The sequence below is a fragment of the Streptomyces sp. NPDC028289 genome (assembly GCF_055565975.1).
On sequence record NZ_JBVHTI010000005.1, the window covers coordinates 887,841 to 908,882 of the forward strand.

The window sequence follows — 21,042 nt, forward strand, 5'->3', positions numbered from 1 at the left end:
ATGACGCGTGATCAGACCGTGATGTGGATGTGGGCCGGGTGTCCGCATCGACTGCCGTCGCAGCAGGGGATCGAGGGATCACATGTCGTCCTATTTCACCGACCTGGCCCAGCAGTACATCGACGGTGAGTGGCGCCCGGGGACCGGTTCCTGGGACATCATCGACTTCAACCCGTACGACGGTGAGAAGCTCGCGTCGATCACCATAGCCGCGGTCGAGGAGATAGATCAGGCCTACCAGGCCGCCGCGCGCGCCCAGAAGCAGTGGGCCGCCACCAATCCCTATGCCCGCCGCGCCGTCTTCGAGAAGGCCCTGCGCCTCATCGAGGAGCGCGACGCGGAGATCACCGAGGCGATCATCGCCGAGCTCGGCGGCACGCATCTGAAGGCCGCCTTCGAGCTTCACCTCGCCAAGGAGTTCCTGCGCGAGTCGATCCAGTGGGCGTTGCGCCCCGAGGGCAGAATCCTGCCCTCCCCGGTGGACGGCAAGGAGAACCGCGTCTACCGGGTGCCGGTCGGTGTGGTGGGCGTGATCAGCCCCTTCAACTTCCCCTTCCTGCTCTCGATCAAGTCGGTTGCCCCGGCGCTCGCGCTCGGCAACGGAGTGGTCCTCAAGCCGCACCAGAACACCCCGATCGTCGGCGGCACCCTGGTCGCGAAGATCTTCGAGGACGCGGGCCTGCCCGGCGGCCTGCTCAACGTCGTCGTCACCGACATCGCGGAGATCGGCGACGCCTTCATCGAGCACCCGATCCCGAAGGTCATCTCCTTCACCGGCTCCGACAAGGTCGGCCGGCACGTGGCCACCGTCTGCGCCTCGCTCTTCAAGCGCTCGGTGCTCGAACTGGGCGGCAACAGCGCGATCGTGGTCCTCGACGACGCCGACATCGACTACGCGGTCGACGCCGCGGTCTTCAGCCGGTACGTCCACCAGGGCCAGGTCTGCATGGCCGCCAACCGCGTCCTGGTCGACCGCTCGATCGCGGACGAGTTCACCGAGAAGTTCGTCGCCAAGGTGCGGACCCTCAAGGCCGGCGACCCGAGCGACCCGCAGACCGTGATCGGCCCGCTGATCAACTCCCAGCAGGCCGAGTCGATTTCGGCCACCGTCGAGCAGGCCGTCGCCGAGGGCGCCACCGCCCTGCTGCGCGGCACGACCACCGACAACCTGGTCGAACCCTCGGTCCTCACCGGCGTCCCCGCCGACTCCGACCTGCTCCGCCAGGAGGTCTTCGGCCCGGTCGCCTTCCTCATCCCGTTCGACGGCGAGGAGGAGGCCGTACGCCTCGTCAACGACACCCCCTACGGCCTCAGCGGCGCGGTCCACACCGGGAACGTCGAGCGGGGCGTGGCCTTCGCCAAGCAGATCGACACCGGGATGTTCCACGTCAACGACGGCACCGTCCACGACGAGCCCGTCGTCCCCTTCGGCGGCGAGAAGCACTCCGGGATCGGCCGCCTGAACGGCGAGACGACCGTGGAGTCCTTCACCACCCTGAAGTGGATCTCGGTACAGCACGGCCGGAGCGGCTTCCCGTTCTAGCCGAGGGAGTTCGGCCACCCGGGCCCTTTAGGACGCGAGCTGTCCTAGAGGGCCCGTAGCTTCGGTCAGGTCAGGGCAGCACAGACCGAGGAAAGGCGGCCGGACATGGTCACTCACGTTCCCGCGGAAGCACAGGGCGACGAGCGCGGAGCACTGCTCTCCTTCATCGAGGAGCAGCGCGGCGGCATCCGCCGGGCCCTGCTCGGCCTGACCGACGAGCAGGCCGCGAGCAGGCCGAGCGCGAGCGAGCTGTCCCTGGCGGGCCTGCTCAAGCACTGCGCCGAGGTCGAGCAGAGCTGGATCGCGCGGGCCAAGCAGGAGCCGCCGGCGATCCAGCGCGACCAGTCGAACTGGCACGAGACCTTCCAGCTGGTCGGCGACGAGACGGTGGCCTCCCAGCTCGCCCACTGGGAGCAGGTCGCCGCCGAGACGGAGAAGTTCATCCGCTCCGTCCCCAGCCTCGACGACACCTTCCCGCTCCCGCCGCAGCCCTGGTTCCCGCCGGAGGGCCGGGTCTCCATGCGTTGGGTCTGCCTCCACCTCATCCGCGAGACCGCCCGGCACGCGGGCCACGCGGACATCATCCGCGAGTCGCTGGACGGGAAGACCGCCTTCGAACTCGTGGCGCTGGAACAGGGCTCCTAGCTCCTTGAGCGCCCCGCGCCCCGCGCCCCGAAAGGGGCGCGGGGAACTGCGCGACCGGCCACGACGACGCTGCAGAGGGCAGACGGCAGGCGCCACATCGCGGCACTCCCAGCGGAGCGCTCAGTGATGGAAGCTGGTGGCCGCGTCCTTGTCGTGGGTCAGCGGATGCGGCTGCCGGCGCAGTCCGGGCAGCAGCCGGGACAGGTCCTCGACGAACAGGTCCGCCAGGTCCTTCGAGAAGCCGTTGCGGCACACCACCCGCAGCACCGACAGGTCCTCCCGGTTCGCCGGGAAGGTGTAGGCGGGCACCAGCCAGCCGTTCTCGCGCAGCCGCCGGGAGACGTCGAAGACGTCGTACGCGGTCACGTGGTCGGCGGTGGTGAAGGCGAACACGGGCAGCTCGTCGCCCCGGGTGAGGAGCCGGAAGTCGCCGAGCGCCTCGATGCGTTCGGCGAGCTCGGTCGCCACGTCCCGGGACGCCTGCTGCACCGCGCGGTAGCCGTCCCGGCCCAGGCGCAGGAACGTGTAGTACTGCGCGACCACCTGGGCGCCGGGGCGGGAGAAGTTCAGGGCGAAGGTGGGCATGTCGCCGCCCAGGTAGTTGACCCGGAAGACCAGTTCCTCGGGCAGCGCCTCCCTGTCCCGCCACAGCGCCCAGCCGACGCCCGGGTAGACCAGCCCGTACTTGTGCCCCGAGGTGTTGATCGAGGCCACGCGCGGGAGCCGGAAGTCCCACACCAGGTCCTCGTCGAGGAAGGGCGCGACCATCCCGCCGGACGCGCCGTCCACGTGGACCGGGACGTCGACCCCGGTGCGCTCCTGGAGGGCGTCCAGGGCCGCACAGAGGTCGGCGACCGGCTCGTAGGACCCGTCGAAGGTGGAGCCGAGGATGGCGACGACCCCGATGGTGTTCTCGTCGCAGAGGTCGGCGGCGGCCTGCGGGTCCAGGTGGTAGCGGTCGCCGTCCATGGGCACGAACCGGGGCTCGACCTCCCAGAAGTTGCAGAACTTCTCCCAGCAGACCTGGACGTTGATGCCCATGATCAGGTTCGGGCGGGCGGTGCCCGGATAGCGGTCGGTGTTGCGCTTCATCCAGCGCCGCTTGAGCGCCATCCCGGCCAGCATGCAGGCCTCGCTGGAGCCGGTCGTCGAACAGCCGATGGTGTTCGCCGGATCCGGCGCGTTCCACAGGTCCGCGAGCATGGCCACACAGCGCCGCTCCAGCTCGGCGGTGCGCGGGTACTCATCCTTGTCGATCATGTTCTTGTCGTCGCACTCCGCCATCAGGATCCCGGCCTGGGGCTCCATCCAGGTGGTGACGAAAGTGGCCAGATTCAGCCGGGCGTTGCCGTCCAGCATCAGCTCGTCGTGCACCAGTTGGTAGGCGGTCGAGGGCGGCAGCGGGCCGTCCGGCAGCCGGTGCGTGGGCGGGGCCTCGGCCATGCCGGCGACCGGGTTCGCCTCGCCGAAGAACGGGTTGACGGACATGGGTCGCTCTTGGTGCTTCTGGGGACCTTTGTGCAGCGGCATGAGGAGTGCCTCCTGGACGACGCGAACGATATAGGCGATGTGTGCGACATGGATGACGCGAGGGAATTCACAAGGATCAGCGCAGGGCCGTACCGTCCGCCCGCAACTGCATTCTCGGCCGCCCGGTCACCAGTAGCCACGCGGGCAGCGACGCGATGCACAGCAGCGCGAGGATGCTCGTCGACGCCACGAGCACCGCGGCCGTGAACAGGCTCACCCAGCCCTGCCGGGTGATCGCCAACAGCATGCCCAGCACCCCCGCCGCCACGCCCACCGAGGGCTGGACCGCGGGCACCAGAGCGTGGGCGCACAGCCCGAAGGCCGCGCCGATGAACACCGACGGGAAGATCCGGCCGCCGCGGAAACCGCAGGCGGAGGCCACCGTCAGGGCCACCAGCTTGACGACCGTCATCACGGCGTACTGGCCCGCCGACCAGCCCGCCGGATCCTTCGCGAACTCCGCGACCTCGTCCAGCCCCTTGAAGAGCGTCAGATGGCCGCCCAGTGCCCCGAGGAGGCCCAGCACCAGCCCGCCGACCGGAAGGGCCACCATGGGGTGTCCGAGGCGCCGGAAGGCGCCGTGGACGTACGGGAAGGCGCAGACGGCGCACATGCCCAGCAGTGCCGCCGCAGGGGCGATCACCAGGGCTGCCACCAGGTCGGGCCAGCGCGGGTGGCCGAGTGCGGGCAGCCCGAGGTCCAGGGTCGGGTGGGCCACCAGCGCGGTCGTCATCGCGCCCGCCCCCGCGGCCATCAGCGGCCCGAAGAGGTTGTCCCACAGCGCCCCTTTCAGCGGCTTCCCGGCCAGCGCCTCGGAGATCACGAGGGCCGCCGCCACCGGTGTCCCGAACAGCGCGCCGAGTGTGGCCGCGTCGGCCAGCGCGGGCCACAGCGAGCCCGGCAGCCGGGGCATCGCGAGCCGCCCGAGCCACAGTGCGAGCCCGACGTTGACGGCGATGAGGGGGCTCTCCGGTCCGAGGCTCGGGCCGCCCGCCAGCATCAGCACGGTCGCCAGCGTCAGCCCCGGCAGCACCACGGGCGGCAGCGCCACCGCCTCCAGGCCCAGGGTGGCCGGATCGGGCCCCGCGTGACCGGGCACCTTCCACACCACCAGGCCCACCGCGATCCCGGTGGCCGTCAGCATCACCAGCATCCACAGCACCGAGTACCGTCCGACGCCCAGGGCGTCCGGAAGGTTGTTCCACAGCACGTGCTGCAGCCGTTCGGCCAGCGAGCTCACCAGCAGGAACAGCAGGCTGCTGCCGACCCCGACGGCGAGGGCGGGCAGGATCAGCGGCAGCAGGGCGCGCGCGGGGGCCGAGGGCGGGATGGGGAGCGCCTGCTGCGCGGTGTCCTGGGCCACGGGCTCACGATAAGCGGGCAAAACCGACACAACATCCCGAACTGTGCGGCGAAAGGCGTCCGAAGGTCTCCGTGAGGAACGGGCTTGCACCTCACGTGACGTGAGGCCCCAGGGTGGAGCACGGAAAGGAGCGGAAGTGAACTACTCCGTAGGACAGGCCGCCGGGTTCGCCGGCGTCACCGTGCGCACCCTGCACCACTACGACGAGATCGGCCTGCTGGTGCCGGGCGAGCGCAGCACCGCGGGGCACCGGCGTTACGGCGACGCCGACCTCGACCGGCTGCAGAAGATCCTGTTCTACCGGGAGCTCGGCTTCCCGCTCGACGAGGTCGCGGCCCTGCTCGACGACCCGGACGCGGACCCGCGCGCACACCTGCGCCGCCGGCACGAACTGCTGACCGCCCGGATCGAGAAGCTGCAGAGGATGGCCGCGGCCGTGGAGCACGCCATGGAGGCACGCAGGATGGGCATCAACCTCACCCCCGAGGAACGCTTCGAGGTCTTCGGTGACAAGGACCCCGAGCAGTACGCCGAGGAGGCCGAGCAGCGCTGGGGCGGCACCGAGGCCTACGCCGAGTCCCAGCGCCGCGCGGCCCGCTACACCAAGGCCGACTGGCAACGCATGAAGGACGAGGTCGACGACTGGAGCGAGCGTTACGCCGCCCTGGTGACCGCCGCCGAGCCGCCGGCCGGCGAACGGGCCATGGACATGGCGGAGGAACACCGGCGGCACATCTCGGCCTGGTTCTACGACTGCCCGCACGAGATGCACCGCTGCCTCGCCGCGATGTACGTCTCCGACGAGCGCTTCAAGGCCTTCTACGATGCGATGGCCCCGGGCCTGGCGGAACACCTCAAGGAGGCGATCGAGGCGAACGCGGCCCGGCACACCGCGTGACCCGGGCTCGGACCTGCTCCCTGTCGGTTCGGACCTACTCCTTGTCGATGACGACGGCGGTGCCGTACGCGCAGACCTCGGTCCCCGCGTCCGCCGCCTCGGTCACGTCGAACCGGAAGGCCAGCACCGCGTTGGCCCCACGCGCGCGTGCCTGCTCGATCAGCCGTTCCATGGCCTGGTTGCGGGTCTGGACGAGCGTTTTCGTCAGCCCCTTCAGCTCGCCGCCGATCATCGACTTCAGACCCGCGCCGATCTGACTGCCCAGGTGCCGGGAGCGCACGGTCAGCCCGAAGACCTCGCCGACGACCTCCCGCACCCGGTGTCCGGGGATGTCGTTCGTGGTGACGACCAGCACATCGGCCTGCGGTCCCTGACCGCCGCCGTACTCTTCGATACCCATGTCCACAGCCATTCCCCAGGCCGGGCACAGTCCATCCAGGTTCCACCGGTGGAACCTGGGGCGGACACATTACGTTGATAGCTTTGTGCGCCCGCACAAGGAACCCGACGTGCCTTCCCCCTTCAGGAGCCCGGAACCGTGATGACGCTCGCCCTCGGCCCGAGCTGGCTGGATCCGAACCAACTTCTCGACTCGTTCGGCATCTGGGGCCTGCTCCTGGTGGTCTTCGCCGAGTCCGGCCTCCTGATCGGCTTCTTCCTCCCGGGCGACTCCCTCCTCTTCACCTGCGGCCTGCTGATCACCTCGAACCAGCTGGACTTCCCGCTGTGGGGCGCCATAGGCCTGATCTGCCTCGCCGCGATCCTCGGCGACCAGGCGGGCTACATGTTCGGCAAGAAGGTCGGCCCGACGCTCTTCAACCGCCCGGACTCCCGCCTCTTCAAGCAGGAGAACGTGGCGAAGGCGCACGAGTTCTTCGAGAAGCACGGCCCGAAGTCCCTGATCCTGGCCCGCTTCGTGCCGGTGATCCGCACGTTCACGCCGATCATCGCCGGCGTCAGCGGCATGGCCTACCGCTCGTTCCTCACCTTCAACGTCATCGGCGGCGTCCTGTGGGGCGCCGGCGTCACCCTGCTCGGCTCCTGGCTCGGCAAGATCGACGTCGTCAAGAACAACATCGAGGCGATCCTGATCCTGATCGTCCTGATCTCGGTCGTCCCGATCATCATCGAGTTCCTGCGGGCCCGCGCGAAGGACAAGAAGGCGGCGGCACAGGAGCCGGGGCCGGTGCCGCAGTACCCGGCACCCCCGGTGATGGACGACGCGACGACCCAGCTCCGCAGGATCGAGCCGACGTACACCCCGCAGCAGTACGGCCAGCCGTCCCAGCCTCAGCCCCAGCAGCAGTACGGCCAGCAGCCTCAGCCCCAGCAGCAGTACGGCCAGCAGCCTCAGCCCCAGCAGCAGTACGGCCAGCAGCCCCAGCCCCAGCAGCAGTACGGCTACGGCCAGCAGCAGCCGTACTACGACCAGGGCGGCTACGGCCAGCAGCAGTACCCGTACAACGAGGAGCAGCAGGAGCAGCAGTACCGCCCCTGAGGGGCTGGGGGAGGAACTGCGCGACCAGCCACGACGCACCCGCAGTCGCCGTCGCACCTGAACCCCCACCCCGGTGGGCGCTCAGAACCCCCTGGTCCGCTTCGCGGCCCGACGCTTCCCGGCCGACCCCACCCGCAGGGTCAGCCGGGAGATCTCCGACCCCAGATTGACCCCGATGGCGATGGCCATGGCGAGCGACGCCGCCTTGGCCAGCGACACCAGCCCCTTGTCGACCTCGTTCTGAGCCATCGACAGCAGCCCGAAGTAGGTCGCCGACCCCGGCAGCAGCGGCCCGATCGCCGCCGTCGTGTACGGCAGCGCGGACGCGAACCGGTACCGCGACAGCAGCTGCCCGAACAGCCCCACCAGCCCGGCCGCCACCGCCGTGGAGGCGACCGGCGAGATCCCCCCGGCGTAGCGCATCGCACCGTAGACGCACCACGCCACACCTCCGTTGAGGGTGACGGCCAGCACGGTGGATCGTTCCTGCTGGAGCAGGACGGCGAAGGTCAGCGACAGCACCATCGAGGCGGCGATCTGCAGCAGCGGCCGCTCCGAGGTGATCAGCGCCGCGTCGGGGTTGAGCCGACCGCCCAGCTTCACGCCGAAGTACAGGACCGTCAGCACCCCGATGACGATGCCGACGAAGAAGTACATGACCTCCAGCAGCCGCGCGGAGGCGGTGATGTAGAAACCGGTGAGCCCGTCCTGGACGCCCGCCACGAGGGCCCGCCCGGGCAGCAGCGCGAAGAGTCCACCGGTGACGACGGCGGACGCCGCGACGTCGACGTGTGCAAGCGAGAAGGCGACCCCGATCGCGGCCGGCGGCATCGCGGCGATCATGAACTGGTAGAACTCCGGCAGCCCCCGCCCCGCGCACAGCCACGCCAGCCGGTCGCCGAGCATCGCGCCGATCGCGGCCGCCACGAACACCAGCAGGTCACCGCCGACCAGCACGGAGGCGGCTCCGGCGAGCAGCCCGCTCGCGGCGGTCAGCGCCCAGCCGGGGTACGGGTGCCGGTTGCGGCGGATCTCCGCGAGCCGCCGGTAGGCCTCCTCCAGGGAGACATGGGTCTCGGGGTCGGTGAGGTCGTCCACGAGCCGGAAGACGGCGGACAGGCGCGTGTAGTCGGTCCCGCGCCGCCGCACCGTCCGGGAGGCGGTCACGGGGTCGTCGACGAGCGAGGGCTGGTACGAGATCGCCAGCAGCGTGAAGGTGACGCCCGGCTCGCACCGGTCGAGCCCGTACGACCGGCAGACCGCGAACATCGCGGCCTCCACGTCCTCCGCGCCCTCCCCGCCGGCCAGCAGCAACTCCCCGATACGCAGGGTCAGGTCGAGCACGCGCGGGACGGCGGGAGCGCCCTCCTCGGCCTTCTGCACCGGCTCCACGGCCGGCCGCTCCGCCACCGGCATGCGCAGCATCGTGCGCATCCGGTCCTGCCAGGGCGCGTCCTTGACGAGGCTGACGGCCGGGAACCCGGAGGCGGGCGTGAAGACGGGCGGGGCGTCCTGGGCGCTGTAGGTGCTCGGCGGGCTGAACGCCGACCCCTCCGGTTCGGCACCCGCCGGCTGCGGTGCCGCGAGTCCCTTCGGCACCGCGAACTCGGACGTCGTCTCCGGCTCACCGCCGCCGCCCTCGGGGACCTCGATGCCCCGGGGGACGGCGAACTCGGACGTGAGTTCCGGGTCGTACCGCGCCTCGTCCGACCTGGGCTTGCGGTCCTCCGCCTCCGTCACCGTCGTAACGCTCCCTGAACGACACCTTCACGACAGCCTCAGTATGCGCGTGACCACACAGCGGACACGAAAACCAGCCGTGAGGGAGATCACGCAGACACGAAAAACGGGCCCCACGCGTGCGTGCGGCCCGTTTCCCGGTGCTGGTGTACCGGGGTGGTCTCAGTGACCGCCGGTCTCCTTGAAGCGCTTGTACGACCGCTCGATCTCCGCCTCGGCGTCGGTGCGGCCGACCCAGTTGGCGCCCTCGACGGACTTGCCGGGCTCCAGGTCCTTGTAGACCTCGAAGAAGTGCTGGATCTCCAGACGGTCGAACTCCGACACGTGGTGGATGTCGCGCAGGTGCTCCACGCGCGGGTCGGTCGCCGGGACGCAGAGCAGCTTGTCGTCGCCGCCGGCCTCGTCCGTCATCCGGAACATGCCGATGGCGCGGCACTTGATCAGGCAGCCCGGGAAGGTCGGCTCGTCCAGGATGACCAGCGCGTCCAGCGGGTCGCCGTCCTCGCCGAGGGTGTTCTCGACGAAGCCGTAGTCGGTCGGGTAGGCGGTCGAGGTGAAGAGACGACGGTCGAGGCGGATCCGACCGGTCTCGTGGTCCACCTCGTACTTGTTCCGCGAACCCTTCGGGATCTCGATCGTGACGTCGAACTCCACCGGTGGCTCCTCCATGATCAACACATAGTTCTGATGGTTAAGTGTCCCCCACGCAGGTGTGTGATCGCGAAAGGGGCTGGTGGTCGTGCCAGAGCTGAGGCCTTGGCAGTCCGCGAAACCGCGTGTGCGGAAGATCGTGGGCGCCGTACGACCGCGGCTGGTACACCTGGTGAACGCCACGAAACCGCAGGTCGCGCGGTTGCGGCAGGCAGTGGGACCGTGGCTCGCACGCGTCACGCGCGCGACGGGACCCCGGCTGGCCACCCTGGTCCGCCCCCCTCGACCTCGGTCCCGGACCCTCAGGACCTGGCAGTACACCGCGGGCGCCGCCACGGCCGGGCTCGCGCTGGCCGCCGGTGCGGTGACCGCGGCGGGCCCCTGGGACGCCGACGGCCAGCGTACGGCCGAGCGGGACCGGGCCGCCGCCCTGGAGCGGACGGGTGGCACAGATCACGGCTCCGGTGCGGACTCCGTCACAGCCGACGGCAGGCCCAGCCCCGCACCCAGCGCCGGGCCCGTCCTGACGGGGCTGGACGGCGCCACCAACATCGTGAAGTCGGCGCCCGCCGGAAAGTCCGTCGGCATCTCCGGAACGGCCGTCACGAAGCTCCTGGGGCCCCTCCTGAAGGCCCCGGCGCTCGGCAGCACCCGTGCCGCCGTCGTCGTCGACGTGGCCACCGGCAGCCGCCTGTACGGCTCCGGCGCCGACACCGCCATGACCCCCGCCTCCACCACGAAGATCGCCACCGCCGTCGCCGCCCTCTCCGCCCTCGGCCCCGACCACCGCATCACCACGCGCGTGGCCCTCGAACCCGGCACCAGGGAGGTCGTCCTGATCGGCGGCGGCGACCCCACCCTGACCGCCCGCAAGGACGCGGCCGGCTGGGCCAGCCTGCGCACCCTCGCCACCGAGACGGCGAAATCGCTGACCGCGCGGGGCATCGGACAGATCACGCTGTCGTACGACACCACGCTCTACTCCGGCCCCGACCTGCACTCCATCGGCGTCAACGACAACCTCGCGCGCGTGAGCCCCCTGACGGCCGACGAGGGCCGCACCAACGACTCCACCGAGGGACCCGTGCTCCGGGTGGGCGACCCGGCGGCCGACGCGGCACGGAAGTTCGCGGGCTTCCTGGCGGACGCCGGCATCAAGACCTCGTCGCCCGGCACCTCCAAGGCGAGCAGTCGGGCCGAGACCCTCGCCACCGTCTCCTCGCCGCCGCTCTCCTCGATCGTCGAACGCATGCTGACCAACAGCGACAACGACATCGCCGAGGCACTCGCCCGCCAGACGGCGCTCGCGAGTGGCAAGGTGGCCAGTTTCGACGGGGGAGCGGCCGCGATCGACGCCCAGCTGACCAAGCTGGGCCTGCCGATGGCCGGAGCCTCCTTCCACGACGGCAGCGGCCTGAACCGAGACGACCGGGTGACGGCGAACCTCCTCACCGCTCTCCTCGTCAAGGCCGCCGACGTCGACCGGCCGGGCCTGCGCGCGGTCCTCACCGGCCTCCCCGTCGCCCACTTCACGGGCACCCTCGCCGGCCGCTACACGGACGGCGCGGCAGGCGTCGTACGCGCCAAGACCGGCACCCTCACCGGCGTCAACACCCTCGCCGGCACGGTCGTCGACAAGGACGGCCGCCTCCTGGCCTTCGCCTTCCTCACCTCGAACACGACCAACCCGCCGGCGGCCCAGGCGGCCCTGGACAGGACGGCAACGGCCTTGGCGGGCCTGTGACCAACCGCCCCTGCCCACGCAAGCCCCCAACCCGACCCCACCACACAAGTCACGCCAACCTCACCAACCGCCACGGCCTGCCCCAAGCGGTAGCGCTAACGTACGGTTGACGCATGACGAGCATCGGTGGCGCTGCTTCTTCTGGGATGGTCGACTGGAATCTCGCGGTGGCGACCGCGACCCGGCTCGTGCGGCCGGGGCCCGAGGTGAGCCGCGACGAGGCCCGGGGCATCGTCGCGGAACTGCGGCGGCACGCGAAGGCCTCGGAGGAACACGTCCGGGGCTTCACTCGTATGGGGACCGACGACATCCACGACACCCCCGTTCTGGTGGTGGACAGGCCCGGCTGGGTGAAGGCGAACGTCGCCGGTTTCCGTGAACTCCTCAAGCCGCTGCTCGAGAAGATGCAGGAACGGCGCGCGGGCACTCCCGGCGGCTCGGTCCTCGGCGCGGTCGGCGGCAAGGTCACCGGCGTGGAACTCGGCATGCTGCTGTCGTTCCTGTCGTCCCGGGTCCTCGGCCAGTACGAGACCTTCGCCCCCTCCTCCCGGGACCTCCCGGCGGACGAGAACGGCGGCGGCCGGCTGCTGCTCGTCGCCCCGAACATCGTCCACGTGGAGCGCGAACTCGACGTCCGGCCCCACGACTTCCGCCTGTGGGTGTGCCTGCACGAGGAGACGCACCGCACCCAGTTCACGGCGGTGCCCTGGCTGCGCGCCCATCTGGAGGGCGAGATCCAGTCGTTCCTGTCGGAGACGGACGTCGACCCGATGACCGTCCTCGAACGCATCCGGGACGCCGCCCAGTCCCTCGCCGGGAGCCGCCCCGAGGCCGAGGAGGACGACGGCGGACGGTCGTTCGTCGAACTCGTGCAGACCCCGGCCCAGCGCGAGATCCTCGGCCGGCTCACCGCCGTCATGTCCCTCCTGGAGGGCCACGCCGACTTCGTCATGGACGGCGTCGGACCCGCGGTGGTGCCGACCGTCGCCGAGATCCGCGAGAAGTTCCAGCAGCGGCGCGCCAAGGGCGCCTCCCGGCTCGACATGACCCTGCGCAAGCTGCTCGGTCTGGACGCCAAACTCCGTCAGTACCGGGACGGCGAACGGTTCGTGCGGGCCGTCGTCGAGCAGGTCGGCATGGACGGCTTCAACCGGGTGTGGACCTCGCCGAACACCCTGCCGACCAAGGCGGAGATCGCCAAACCGGCGGACTGGGTCGCGCGGGTGCACCGCAAGGCCGAGTCGTGAACCGACGGATGTGTGGTGAACGGAAACCGGCCGACGGCAGGCGAACGCCCCTCCAATCACCCGTCCGAGGGACCGTGAGCGATGGGTAGGCGTGCGATGCTCGGGGAACGGCCCGTTTCTGTCACCATCTACACACTCTGAGTGACCGATCTCGGGTTCACCCCCCGACAACTTCATGAAGGGAACCGGACATGGGTCCCCATCCTGCGGTCGCGGCGATACGCCTGGCGGTTCGCCGCGTCCTCCACGACATCCTCACCGACGACAGCCGCCACGCCCGCACCGCCGGCGAGCGCGCCGGTGGGCGCATCGGCGTGCGCCTCGCGCGCCATGCCGGCGGCCTCCCCGAGGCCCCGGAGATCCCGGAGCAGACACCGAACGAGCGGCCCCCCTCCCCGCTCGTCCTCGTCGCGTGCTCCGGCGGCGCCGACTCCATGGCACTCGCCTCCGCCCTCGCCTTCGAGGCCCCCAAGCTCGGCATCCGCGCGGGCGGCATCACCGTCGACCACGGCCTGCAGCCCGGCTCCGACCTGCGCGCCGAGGAGGTCGTCCTGCGGCTGCGCGAACTCGGCCTCGATCCGGTCGAGTCCATCACTGTGGCCGTCGGCCGCGACGGCGGACCCGAAGCCGCCGCCCGCGACGCCCGCTACGCCGCCCTGGACGCCGCGCTCGAACGGCACGGCGGCGCCGCGATCCTGCTCGGCCACACCAGGGACGACCAGGCCGAAACCGTCCTGCTCGGCCTCGCCCGCGGCTCCGGCATCCGCTCCCTGTCCGGAATGGCCGCGGTCTCGGGGGCCGGCGGCCGTTACCGCCGCCCGTTCCTCCAGCTGGACCGGCAGACCGCCCGCAAGGCCTGCATGGTCCAGTCCCTGCCCGTCTGGGACGATCCTCACAACGCGGACCCGGCCTACACCCGCTCCCGGCTCCGCCACGAGGGCCTGCCCGCCCTGGAGAAGGCCCTCGGCAAGGGCGTCGTCGAGGCGCTCGCCCGCACCGCCCAGCTCTCCCGGGACGACGCCGACGCCCTCGACACCTGGGCCAGTCAGGCCGAGGCCTCCGTACGGGACGCCGCGGGCCTGCTGGAGTGCGCCAAGCTCTACGCCCTGCCCCCCGCGGTGCGCCGCCGGATCCTGCGCCGCGCGGCCATCCAGGCGGGCGCACCGGCCGGCTCCCTGTTCGCCCGGCACATCGAGGAAGTCGACCGCCTCATCACCGGCTGGCGAGGCCAGGGGGCCATCAATCTCCCCGGCAAGGTCGTCGCCCAGCGCCAGGGTGGCAGACTGGTGATTCGGCAAGGCTGAATCCCGACCTCACGGAGAGCTCCTCGGCGCTCCTCCGAAAGGCCGGGTAGGCCGGTGGGACGACCGACCGAAAGTGATGCGGGTGGACGCGAAAGACATGGGTGCCGACCTCCAGCAGGTGCTCATCACCAAGGAAGAGATCGACGCGAAGCTGGCCGAGCTGGCCGCGAAGATCGACGCGGAGTACGCGGGCAAGGACCTGCTCATCGTCGGCGTCCTCAAGGGCGCCGTGATGGTCATGGCGGACCTCGCCCGGGCGCTGTCCACCCCCGTCACGATGGACTGGATGGCCGTGTCCTCGTACGGCGCGGGCACCCAGTCCTCCGGTGTGGTGCGGATCCTCAAGGACCTCGACACCGACATCAAGGGCCGGCACGTCCTGATCGTCGAGGACATCATCGACTCGGGCCTGACCCTGTCCTGGCTGATCAACAACCTCGGCTCCCGCGAGCCCGAGACCCTGAAGATCTGCACCCTGCTGCGCAAGCCGGACGCGGCCAAGGTCGCCATCGACGTCGAGTGGGTCGGCTTCGACATCCCCAACGAGTTCGTCGTCGGCTACGGCCTCGACTACGCGGAGAAGTACCGCAATCTCCCGTTCGTGGGTACGCTCGCGCCTCACGTCTACGGCGGCTGAACCCCGGCTGATACGCCGCAGGGTCCACTTACGTAAGACGATCGGGAACCCCAGCGGGTTTCGCGCCGTTGGAGCATGCAGAGACGGGTTTCACCAGTGGTCCGCGCAGCTTCGTGCGGCTTCGGGCCACAATGCTGGGGTACCGTCAGAAGAACTGTCTTATCAAACTCACTATGGCAGGAGGGACGGGGCGACACCGCTCCGTATGGATGGACGTGAAGCGATACTTCCGTGGGCCGGTCATGTGGATCGTGCTGGCCGTCCTTGCCGTGGTCGTGTTGATGCAGGTCGTCGGCTCGTCCGGCGGCTACAAGACGGTGGACACCGGCCAGGTCGTGGCGGCGATCAATGACAACAAGGTGGAATCGGCCAAGCTGACCACCGGTGACGAGCAGACCATCAAGGTCACGCTCAAGAACGGCGAGAAGGTCGACGGCAGCTCGAAGATCCAGGCGAGCTACATCGGCGACCAGGGCGTGGCCCTCGCCAACACGCTGCAGACCAAGTACCAGGACAAGCAGATCACCGACGGCTACACCGTCGCGCCGACCAAGCAGAACGCCTTCGTCAGCGTCCTGCTCTCCCTGCTGCCCTTCGTCCTCATCGTGGTCGTCTTCCTGTTCCTGATGAACCAGATGCAGGGCGGCGGCTCCCGGGTCATGAACTTCGGCAAGTCCAAGGCGAAGCTCATCACCAAGGACACCCCGAAGACGACCTTCGCGGACGTCGCGGGCTGCGACGAGGCCGTCGAGGAACTCCACGAGATCAAGGAGTTCCTGCAGGAGCCGGCCAAGTTCCAGGCCGTCGGCGCCAAGATCCCCAAGGGCGTGCTCCTCTACGGCCGCCCCGGCACCGGCAAGACGCTGCTCGCGCGCGCCGTCGCCGGCGAGGCGGGCGTCCCCTTCTACTCGATCTCCGGTTCCGACTTCGTCGAGATGTTCGTCGGTGTCGGTGCCTCCCGAGTCCGTGACCTCTTCGAGCAGGCCAAGGCGAACGCCCCGGCGATCGTCTTCGTCGACGAGATCGACGCGGTCGGCCGCCACCGCGGCGCCGGCCTCGGCGGCGGTCACGACGAGCGCGAGCAGACGCTGAACCAGCTGCTCGTCGAGATGGACGGCTTCGACGTCAAGGGCGGCGTGATCCTCATCGCCGCGACGAACCGGCCCGACATCCTCGACCCGGCGCTGCTGCGCCCCGGCCGCTTCGACCGCCAGATCGCGGTCGACCCGCCGGACCTGCAGGGCCGTCTGGAGATCCTCAAGGTCCACCAGAAGGGCAAGCCGGTCGCGCCGGACGTCGACCTCGCGGCGGTCGCCCGCCGCACGCCGGGCTTCACCGGCGCGGACCTGTCGAACGTGCTGAACGAGGCGGCCCTGCTCACGGCCCGCAGCGACCGCAAGCTCATCGACAACCAGATGCTCGACGAGGCGATCGACCGCGTGGTCGCGGGCCCGCAGAAGCGGACCCGGATCATGTCGGACAAGGAGAAGAAGATCACCGCGTACCACGAGGGCGGCCACGCCCTGGTCGCGGCGGCCTCCCCGAACTCCGACCCGGTCCACAAGATCACGATCCTGTCCCGCGGCCGCGCCCTCGGCTACACGATGGTCCTGCCTGACGAGGACAAGTACTCGACCACGCGCAACGAGATGCTCGACCAGCTCGCCTACATGCTGGGCGGCCGCGCGGCCGAGGAACTGGTCTTCCACGACCCGACCACCGGCGCCGCGAACGACATCGAGAAGGCCACGGCCACCGCCCGCGCGATGGTCACGCAGTACGGCATGACCGAGCGTCTCGGCGCGATCAAGTTCGGCGGCGACAACACCGAGCCCTTCCTCGGCCGTGAGATGTCCCACCAGCGCGACTACTCGGAAGAGGTCGCCGCCCTGGTGGACGAGGAAGTAAAGAAACTCATCGAGAATGCTCATAACGAGGCCTGGGAGATCCTGGTCGAGAACCGCGACGTCCTCGACAACCTCGTTCTCCAGCTCCTGGAGAAGGAGACCCTGGGCAAGGAGGAGATCGCCGAGATCTTCTCCGCCATCGTCAAGCGCCCGGCGCGGCCCGCCTGGACCGGATCCTCCCGCCGTACGCCGTCCACCCGCCCGCCGGTGCTCTCCCCGAAGGAGCTCGCACTGACCAACGGGACCAACGGCGCCACCGCGGCGATCAGCACCGCCAAGGCCACGGCGGCCGAATCCGCCCCCGCGGTCGAGAAGGCTCCCGAGGACCGCCCCGAGAGCTGACTCACACCGGCCTCACCTGGCTCGGAATGGATGCCGCGCCCCCCAGGATCTAGCCTGGGGGGCGCGGCATTTCCGTAATGCCTGTACATGAGGCGCGTGATCCACATGCGCCCACCCCCGAGGAACGAGGCATCCCAGATGACCGACCCCGTGACCCTGGACGGCGAAGGCACCATCGGCGAGTTCGACGAGAAGCGCGCCGAGAACGCCGTACGCGAACTTCTGATCGCGGTCGGCGAGGACCCGGACCGCGAGGGCCTGCGGGAGACTCCGGCGCGGGTGGCGCGGGCGTATCGCGAGCTTCTGGCGGGGAATCAGCAGTCGCCCGAGGAGGTCCTGACGACGACGTTCGACCTCGGGCATGACGAGATGGTCCTGGTGAAGGACATCGAAATCGTCAGTCTGTGCGAGCACCACATGCTGCCGTTTCACGGCGTGGCCCATGTCGGCTACATCCCTGCGGAGACCGGCAAGATCACGGGTCTGTCGAAGCTGGCGCGCCTGGTGGAGGTGTTCGCACGCCGTCTTCAGGTGCAGGAGAGGCTCACCACGCAGATCGCGGACTCCCTCATGCGGATTCTGGAGGCCCGGGGTGTGATCGTCGTCGTCGAAGCAGAGCACATGTGCATGTCGGTACGCGGGATCCGCAAGCCGGGTGCCAAGACGACGACGTCGGCGGTCCGCGGTCAGCTCAGGGACGCCACGACCCGCGCCGAGGCGATGAGCCTGATACTGGCCCGCTGACGCCCGCCAGGGGTCACGCCACCGGTTCGGCCCCGCTGTGGTCGTTGTCGTCGTCCTCCGGGAGCTTGCACACCCGTTCCAGGAAGATGGCCGCCGCTATCACGCCGATGCCGGCGACGACCGAGAAGGCCGCGTAGAGGGCCTGGTCGCGGCGGGTGGGGAGGTCGAGGAGTTCCAGGAGAAAGACGCCGGTGCCGCCGTACATGCCGGCGACGAGGGCGGCGACGAGGGCGCTCGCCTGGCCGAAGACGACCGCGCGGGCCGCCATCAGGGGGTCGACTCCCTTGGCGCCGGGGCGGCGCTCGCGCTGGGCCTTGAGGCGGGCGCGCAGCGAGAGTGCGGTGGAGAGCAGGACCACGGCGATCAGGGCGAGGACGATCGGGGCGGCCACCGGCACGCTGGGCAGCGTCCCCACCGCGTTCCAGAGGCGGGCGGCCGCCCAGGACAGCACTCCGGCCACGACGAAGACGCCGGCCAGCACCCTGATCCGCAGCTCTTTCACTGTTTTCCTTCAGCTCCCCCGCAGCGATGTGGTCGTCTCGACCTTAACGACTACTCGGGCAGTCGGAGTTCCAGGTCCCCCCGCGCTTCCACACCGTGCCGGGTGACGGCCGCCAGGAGGTCCGCGACCGTGCCGCGGCCGGGCAGCAGGGCCTCCGGGTCGATGTCGTACCAGGGCGCGAGCACGAAGGCGCGCTCGTGGGCGCGCGGGTGGGGGAGGGTGAGCTGCGGGTCGTCGGAGACGACGTCGGCGTAGGCGACGATGTCGACGTCGAGGGTGCGCGGGCCCCAGTGCTCGTCCCGCACCCGGTTGAAGGCCTCCTCGACCGCGTGTGCCCGCTCCAGCAGGGAGGACGGCGGGAGGGTGGTCTTCAGCACCACGATCGCGTTGTAGTACGTCGGCTGGCTGCCGGGCGCGACGCCCCACGGCTCCGTCTCGTAGACCGGCGACACGGCCTTGATGCGGACGCCCGGGGTGTCCTCCAGGGCGTCGATGGCTCCCTGCAGGGTCTCCAGGCGGTTGCCGAGGTTGGAGCCGAGGGCGACCACGGCTCGTTTGGGGTTGGACAGGGTGGTGTCGGCGGCGTCGACCTGCTCGACGACGGAGGCGGGCACCGGCTGGACGGTCGGGTCGCTCGGACCCCGCAGGGAGGATGCGGTCATACTCGGCTCCGGGTGATGGTGACGGTGACGTCGTCGAAGGGGACGGTGATGGGCGCGTCCGGCTTGTGGACCTGGACCTCGACCTCTCTTACCCCCTCGTGTTTGAGGCAGACCTGGGCGATCCGCTCGGCGAGCGTCTCGATCAGGTTCACCGGCTCCCCCTCGACCACGGCGACGACCTCCTCGGCCACGATGCCGTAGTGCACGGTCTTCGTCAGGTCGTCGTCGGCCGCCGCCGGACGGGTGTCCAGGCCAAGGGAGAGGTCCACGATGAAGGTCTGGCCCTCCTCGCGCTCCTTGGGGAAGACACCGTGGTGCCCGCGGGCCCTGAGGCCGCGCAGCGCGACACGATCCACGCGAATCACTCCTGCAATCGTCGGTGTGGCGGCCGGGCCGCATCGCGTGCGGGCGATGGACCGGCCTCACACGAATCTACCTGCGGGCACCGACGGCGCCGGGGTACGGGGCGTGGGGTTCACCGGGACGCGGCAGGGTTCATCGGCTGTTTCCCCCGGAGAACCCGGCGGCTCATGGGCCGGTGGCCGTACCTACTCGCGAGTTCGTGATTCCAGCCACTTCTTGGGCCGCCAGGGGGTGTCCCGGGCTCAGGAGGGCGTGTCGTCCGCCTCGTCCTCGTCGGTCTCGGAGAGCACCGGGGAGGCGTGGTGGGACCAGAGCTTCCAGCCGTCCCGGGTGCGCCGGAACACGTTCGTGGCGACGACCAGCTGTCCGACCAGCGGGCCGAGTTCCTGGCTGCCCTCGGGGGCCGGGCCGCCGCTGAGGATGTTCTCCGTGCAGGTCACCAGGGCGGTGTCGCCGGTGACGGAGACGTGCACGTCGGTGAGGAAGAACTGGATGTAGTCGGTGTTCGCCATGATCAGCGCGTACGACCGCAGGACCTCGCCGCGGCCGGTCAGCACCGGCCAGCCCGGGTGCACGCAGGAGATCACGCCGCTGTCGGCGGGGTCGTGGTACTCCTCGTCGACGCCCAGGTCGGCGGGGGTGAGCCAGAGGGAGGAGACGGTCTCGAAGTCGCCGTTCTCCAGTGCCTCGTAGAAGGCGGTGTTGGCGGCCTCGACCTGCTCGACGTCGGTATGGGGGGCGCTCACCGGGCTCCTTCGCCCGGCGCGTCCGTTCCCGTGCGCGCTCCTTCTATTGCGCGCGCGACCCGTACCGCGTCCGCCGTGGCGCGTACCTCGTGCACGCGCACCGCCCATGCGCCGGCGTGCGCGGCGAGTGCGGAGACGGCGGCCGTCGCGGCGTCGCGCTCCCGGGCCGGCGGGGGCGCTCCTTCGGGTCCGGCCAGGACCCGGCCGAGGAACCGCTTGCGGGAGGCGGCGACGAGCAGCGGGCGGCCCAGGGCGTGCAGCCGGTCGAGGTGGGCGAGCAGGGTCAGGTCGTGCTCGGAGTTCTTGGAGAAGCCGAGGCCGGGGTCGACGACGATCCGGTCGGGGGAGATGCCGCCGGCCAGGACGGCGTCCACGCGCGCGTGCAGTTCGTCGAGGACCTCGCCGACGACGTCGGCGTACACGCCCTTGACGTTGCCGCCCTCCAGGAAGCCGCGCCAGTGCATGACGACGAAGGGGGCGCCGGAGTCGGCGACGACGGGGATCATGTCGGGGTCGGCGAGGCCGCCGCTGACGTCGTTGACGAGGGCGGCGCCGGCGGCGAGGGCCTGCCGGGCGACGGAGGCGCGCACGGTGTCGACGGAGACGACGACGCCTTCGGAGGCGAGGCCGCGGACGACAGGGATGACGCGGCGCAGTTCCTCGTCCTCGTCGACGCGGGTGGCGCCCGGGCGGGTGGACTCGCCGCCGACGTCGACCAGGTCGGCGCCCTGGGCGCCGAGGTCGAGGCCGTGCTTGACGGCGGCCGTCGTGTCGAACCAGCGGCCGCCGTCGGAGAAGGAGTCGGGGGTGACGTTCACGACCCCCATGACCGCGCACCGGTCCCATGCCGGAAGCCCTGTCACCTGGCCACGTCCGCTGTGGTTGCTCATACGTTCAGCGTAGGCCCAGGGCCCCGTGGGCAGCCCCGTGGCCCGAGCGGCGCCCCCGGGTCCGGAGGGGGAGGGGTGTCCGCTCG

At 70.4% G+C, this 21,042-nt stretch carries 20 protein-coding genes; 10 read left to right on the forward strand and 10 right to left on the reverse strand.

The annotated features are described in order from the left end of the window. Positions 1–82: 82 nt before the first annotated feature. A complete protein-coding gene (locus ACZ4UV_RS28825; protein WP_451022609.1) occupies positions 83–1,543 on the forward strand; it encodes an aldehyde dehydrogenase family protein in 1,461 nt (486 codons plus the stop codon). A 105-nt stretch (positions 1,544–1,648) separates the two neighbouring features. Next, positions 1,649–2,188, forward strand: a complete 540-nt coding sequence (locus tag ACZ4UV_RS28830; protein ID WP_451022610.1) for a DinB family protein — start codon at positions 1,649–1,651, stop codon at positions 2,186–2,188. Positions 2,189–2,308: 120 nt separating this feature from the next. On the opposite strand, the gene ACZ4UV_RS28835 is transcribed toward ACZ4UV_RS28830, so the two are convergent. Together ACZ4UV_RS28835 and ACZ4UV_RS28840 are read right to left on the reverse strand one after the other, a co-directional pair. Beyond that, the gene (locus ACZ4UV_RS28835) at positions 2,309–3,718 is read right to left on the reverse strand and encodes a glutamate decarboxylase (RefSeq protein ID WP_390047596.1); all 1,410 of its coding nucleotides are present in this window, start codon (positions 3,716–3,718) and stop codon (positions 2,309–2,311) included. A gap of 76 nt (positions 3,719–3,794) precedes the next feature. Then, the gene (locus ACZ4UV_RS28840) at positions 3,795–5,081 is read right to left on the reverse strand and encodes an ion channel protein (protein WP_451021762.1); all 1,287 of its coding nucleotides are present in this window, start codon (positions 5,079–5,081) and stop codon (positions 3,795–3,797) included. A 136-nt stretch (positions 5,082–5,217) separates the two neighbouring features. On the opposite strand from ACZ4UV_RS28840, the gene ACZ4UV_RS28845 reads away from it, so the two are divergent. After that, the gene (locus ACZ4UV_RS28845; RefSeq protein WP_390047592.1) at positions 5,218–5,979 is read left to right on the forward strand and encodes a MerR family transcriptional regulator; all 762 of its coding nucleotides are present in this window, start codon (positions 5,218–5,220) and stop codon (positions 5,977–5,979) included. 34 nt (positions 5,980–6,013) lie between these two features. Here ACZ4UV_RS28845 and ACZ4UV_RS28850 read toward each other — a convergent pair whose 3' ends face one another. Continuing rightward, a complete protein-coding gene (locus tag ACZ4UV_RS28850) occupies positions 6,014–6,379 on the reverse strand; it encodes a YbjQ family protein (RefSeq protein WP_451021763.1) in 366 nt (121 codons plus the stop codon). Between the two features lie 141 nt (positions 6,380–6,520). On the opposite strand from ACZ4UV_RS28850, the gene ACZ4UV_RS28855 reads away from it, so the two are divergent. After that, the gene (locus tag ACZ4UV_RS28855) at positions 6,521–7,477 is read left to right on the forward strand and encodes a DedA family protein (RefSeq protein WP_467841816.1); all 957 of its coding nucleotides are present in this window, start codon (positions 6,521–6,523) and stop codon (positions 7,475–7,477) included. Between the two features lie 81 nt (positions 7,478–7,558). Here ACZ4UV_RS28855 and ACZ4UV_RS28860 read toward each other — a convergent pair whose 3' ends face one another. Further along, positions 7,559–9,217, reverse strand: coding sequence for a threonine/serine exporter family protein (locus ACZ4UV_RS28860; protein WP_451021765.1), 1,659 nt, complete (start codon positions 9,215–9,217; stop codon positions 7,559–7,561). A gap of 162 nt (positions 9,218–9,379) precedes the next feature. After that, positions 9,380–9,871, reverse strand: coding sequence for an inorganic diphosphatase (locus tag ACZ4UV_RS28865; RefSeq protein ID WP_018547987.1), 492 nt, complete (start codon positions 9,869–9,871; stop codon positions 9,380–9,382). A gap of 124 nt (positions 9,872–9,995) precedes the next feature. Between ACZ4UV_RS28865 and dacB the strand changes: the two genes are divergently transcribed. The 6 genes from dacB (at position 9,996) to folE (ending at position 17,793) form a co-directional block, all read left to right on the forward strand. After that, on the forward strand, positions 9,996–11,612 hold the full coding sequence (gene dacB, locus ACZ4UV_RS28870; protein WP_467841722.1) for a D-alanyl-D-alanine carboxypeptidase/D-alanyl-D-alanine endopeptidase: 1,617 nt from the start codon (positions 9,996–9,998) through the stop codon (positions 11,610–11,612). Between the two features lie 113 nt (positions 11,613–11,725). Beyond that, positions 11,726–12,859 carry a zinc-dependent metalloprotease gene (locus tag ACZ4UV_RS28875; RefSeq protein WP_351499944.1) on the forward strand — a complete coding sequence of 378 codons (1,134 nt, stop codon included), beginning with the start codon at positions 11,726–11,728 and terminating at the stop codon, positions 12,857–12,859. Between the two features lie 191 nt (positions 12,860–13,050). Beyond that, positions 13,051–14,163, forward strand: coding sequence for a tRNA lysidine(34) synthetase TilS (tilS, locus tag ACZ4UV_RS28880; protein WP_390047584.1), 1,113 nt, complete (start codon positions 13,051–13,053; stop codon positions 14,161–14,163). Positions 14,164–14,239: 76 nt separating this feature from the next. Continuing rightward, positions 14,240–14,800 (forward strand): hypoxanthine phosphoribosyltransferase, encoded by a 561-nt coding sequence (gene hpt / locus ACZ4UV_RS28885; RefSeq protein WP_093500061.1) that lies wholly within the window; start codon positions 14,240–14,242, stop codon positions 14,798–14,800. A gap of 209 nt (positions 14,801–15,009) precedes the next feature. Further along, positions 15,010–17,049, forward strand: a complete 2,040-nt coding sequence (ftsH, locus tag ACZ4UV_RS28890; RefSeq protein WP_390047582.1) for an ATP-dependent zinc metalloprotease FtsH — start codon at positions 15,010–15,012, stop codon at positions 17,047–17,049. 138 nt (positions 17,050–17,187) lie between these two features. Then, on the forward strand, positions 17,188–17,793 hold the full coding sequence (gene folE / locus ACZ4UV_RS28895; RefSeq protein ID WP_351499950.1) for a GTP cyclohydrolase I FolE: 606 nt from the start codon (positions 17,188–17,190) through the stop codon (positions 17,791–17,793). Between the two features lie 13 nt (positions 17,794–17,806). On the opposite strand, the gene ACZ4UV_RS28900 is transcribed toward folE, so the two are convergent. The 5 genes from ACZ4UV_RS28900 to folP form a co-directional block, all read right to left on the reverse strand. After that, positions 17,807–18,295: a DUF3180 domain-containing protein gene (locus ACZ4UV_RS28900; RefSeq protein WP_294009458.1), complete on the reverse strand. Its 489-nt coding sequence runs from the start codon at positions 18,293–18,295 to the stop codon at positions 17,807–17,809. 50 nt (positions 18,296–18,345) lie between these two features. Continuing rightward, complete coding sequence (gene folK / locus ACZ4UV_RS28905) at positions 18,346–18,957, reverse strand: 2-amino-4-hydroxy-6-hydroxymethyldihydropteridine diphosphokinase (protein WP_390047580.1); 612 nt, start codon at positions 18,955–18,957, stop codon at positions 18,346–18,348. Then, positions 18,954–19,313: a dihydroneopterin aldolase gene (gene folB / locus ACZ4UV_RS28910; RefSeq protein WP_351499954.1), complete on the reverse strand. Its 360-nt coding sequence runs from the start codon at positions 19,311–19,313 to the stop codon at positions 18,954–18,956. Before folB ends, folK begins: the two co-directional genes overlap by 4 nt. 249 nt (positions 19,314–19,562) lie before the next feature. Next, a complete protein-coding gene (locus ACZ4UV_RS28915; protein ID WP_451021568.1) occupies positions 19,563–20,066 on the reverse strand; it encodes a nuclear transport factor 2 family protein in 504 nt (167 codons plus the stop codon). Further along, on the reverse strand, positions 20,063–20,956 hold the full coding sequence (gene folP / locus ACZ4UV_RS28920) for a dihydropteroate synthase (protein ID WP_390047576.1): 894 nt from the start codon (positions 20,954–20,956) through the stop codon (positions 20,063–20,065). Before folP ends, ACZ4UV_RS28915 begins: the two co-directional genes overlap by 4 nt. Between the last annotated feature and the right edge of the window lie 86 nt (positions 20,957–21,042).

Coding starts and splice junctions, on each gene's coding strand:
- ACZ4UV_RS28875 (WP_351499944.1), top strand. CDS start 11,726: ATGACGAGCATCGGTGGCGCTGCTTCTTCTGGGATGGTCGACTGGAAT.
- ACZ4UV_RS28825 (WP_451022609.1), top strand. CDS start 83: ATGTCGTCCTATTTCACCGACCTGGCCCAGCAGTACATCGACGGTGAG.
- ACZ4UV_RS28835 (WP_390047596.1), bottom strand. CDS start 3,718: ATGCCGCTGCACAAAGGTCCCCAGAAGCACCAAGAGCGACCCATGTCC.
- ACZ4UV_RS28850 (WP_451021763.1), bottom strand. CDS start 6,379: ATGGGTATCGAAGAGTACGGCGGCGGTCAGGGACCGCAGGCCGATGTG.
- folP (WP_390047576.1), bottom strand. CDS start 20,956: ATGAGCAACCACAGCGGACGTGGCCAGGTGACAGGGCTTCCGGCATGG.
- folE (WP_351499950.1), top strand. CDS start 17,188: ATGACCGACCCCGTGACCCTGGACGGCGAAGGCACCATCGGCGAGTTC.
- hpt (WP_093500061.1), top strand. CDS start 14,240: ATGCGGGTGGACGCGAAAGACATGGGTGCCGACCTCCAGCAGGTGCTC.
- tilS (WP_390047584.1), top strand. CDS start 13,051: ATGGGTCCCCATCCTGCGGTCGCGGCGATACGCCTGGCGGTTCGCCGC.
- folK (WP_390047580.1), bottom strand. CDS start 18,957: ATGACCGCATCCTCCCTGCGGGGTCCGAGCGACCCGACCGTCCAGCCG.
- ACZ4UV_RS28855 (WP_467841816.1), top strand. CDS start 6,521: ATGACGCTCGCCCTCGGCCCGAGCTGGCTGGATCCGAACCAACTTCTC.
- ftsH (WP_390047582.1), top strand. CDS start 15,010: ATGGACGTGAAGCGATACTTCCGTGGGCCGGTCATGTGGATCGTGCTG.
- ACZ4UV_RS28830 (WP_451022610.1), top strand. CDS start 1,649: ATGGTCACTCACGTTCCCGCGGAAGCACAGGGCGACGAGCGCGGAGCA.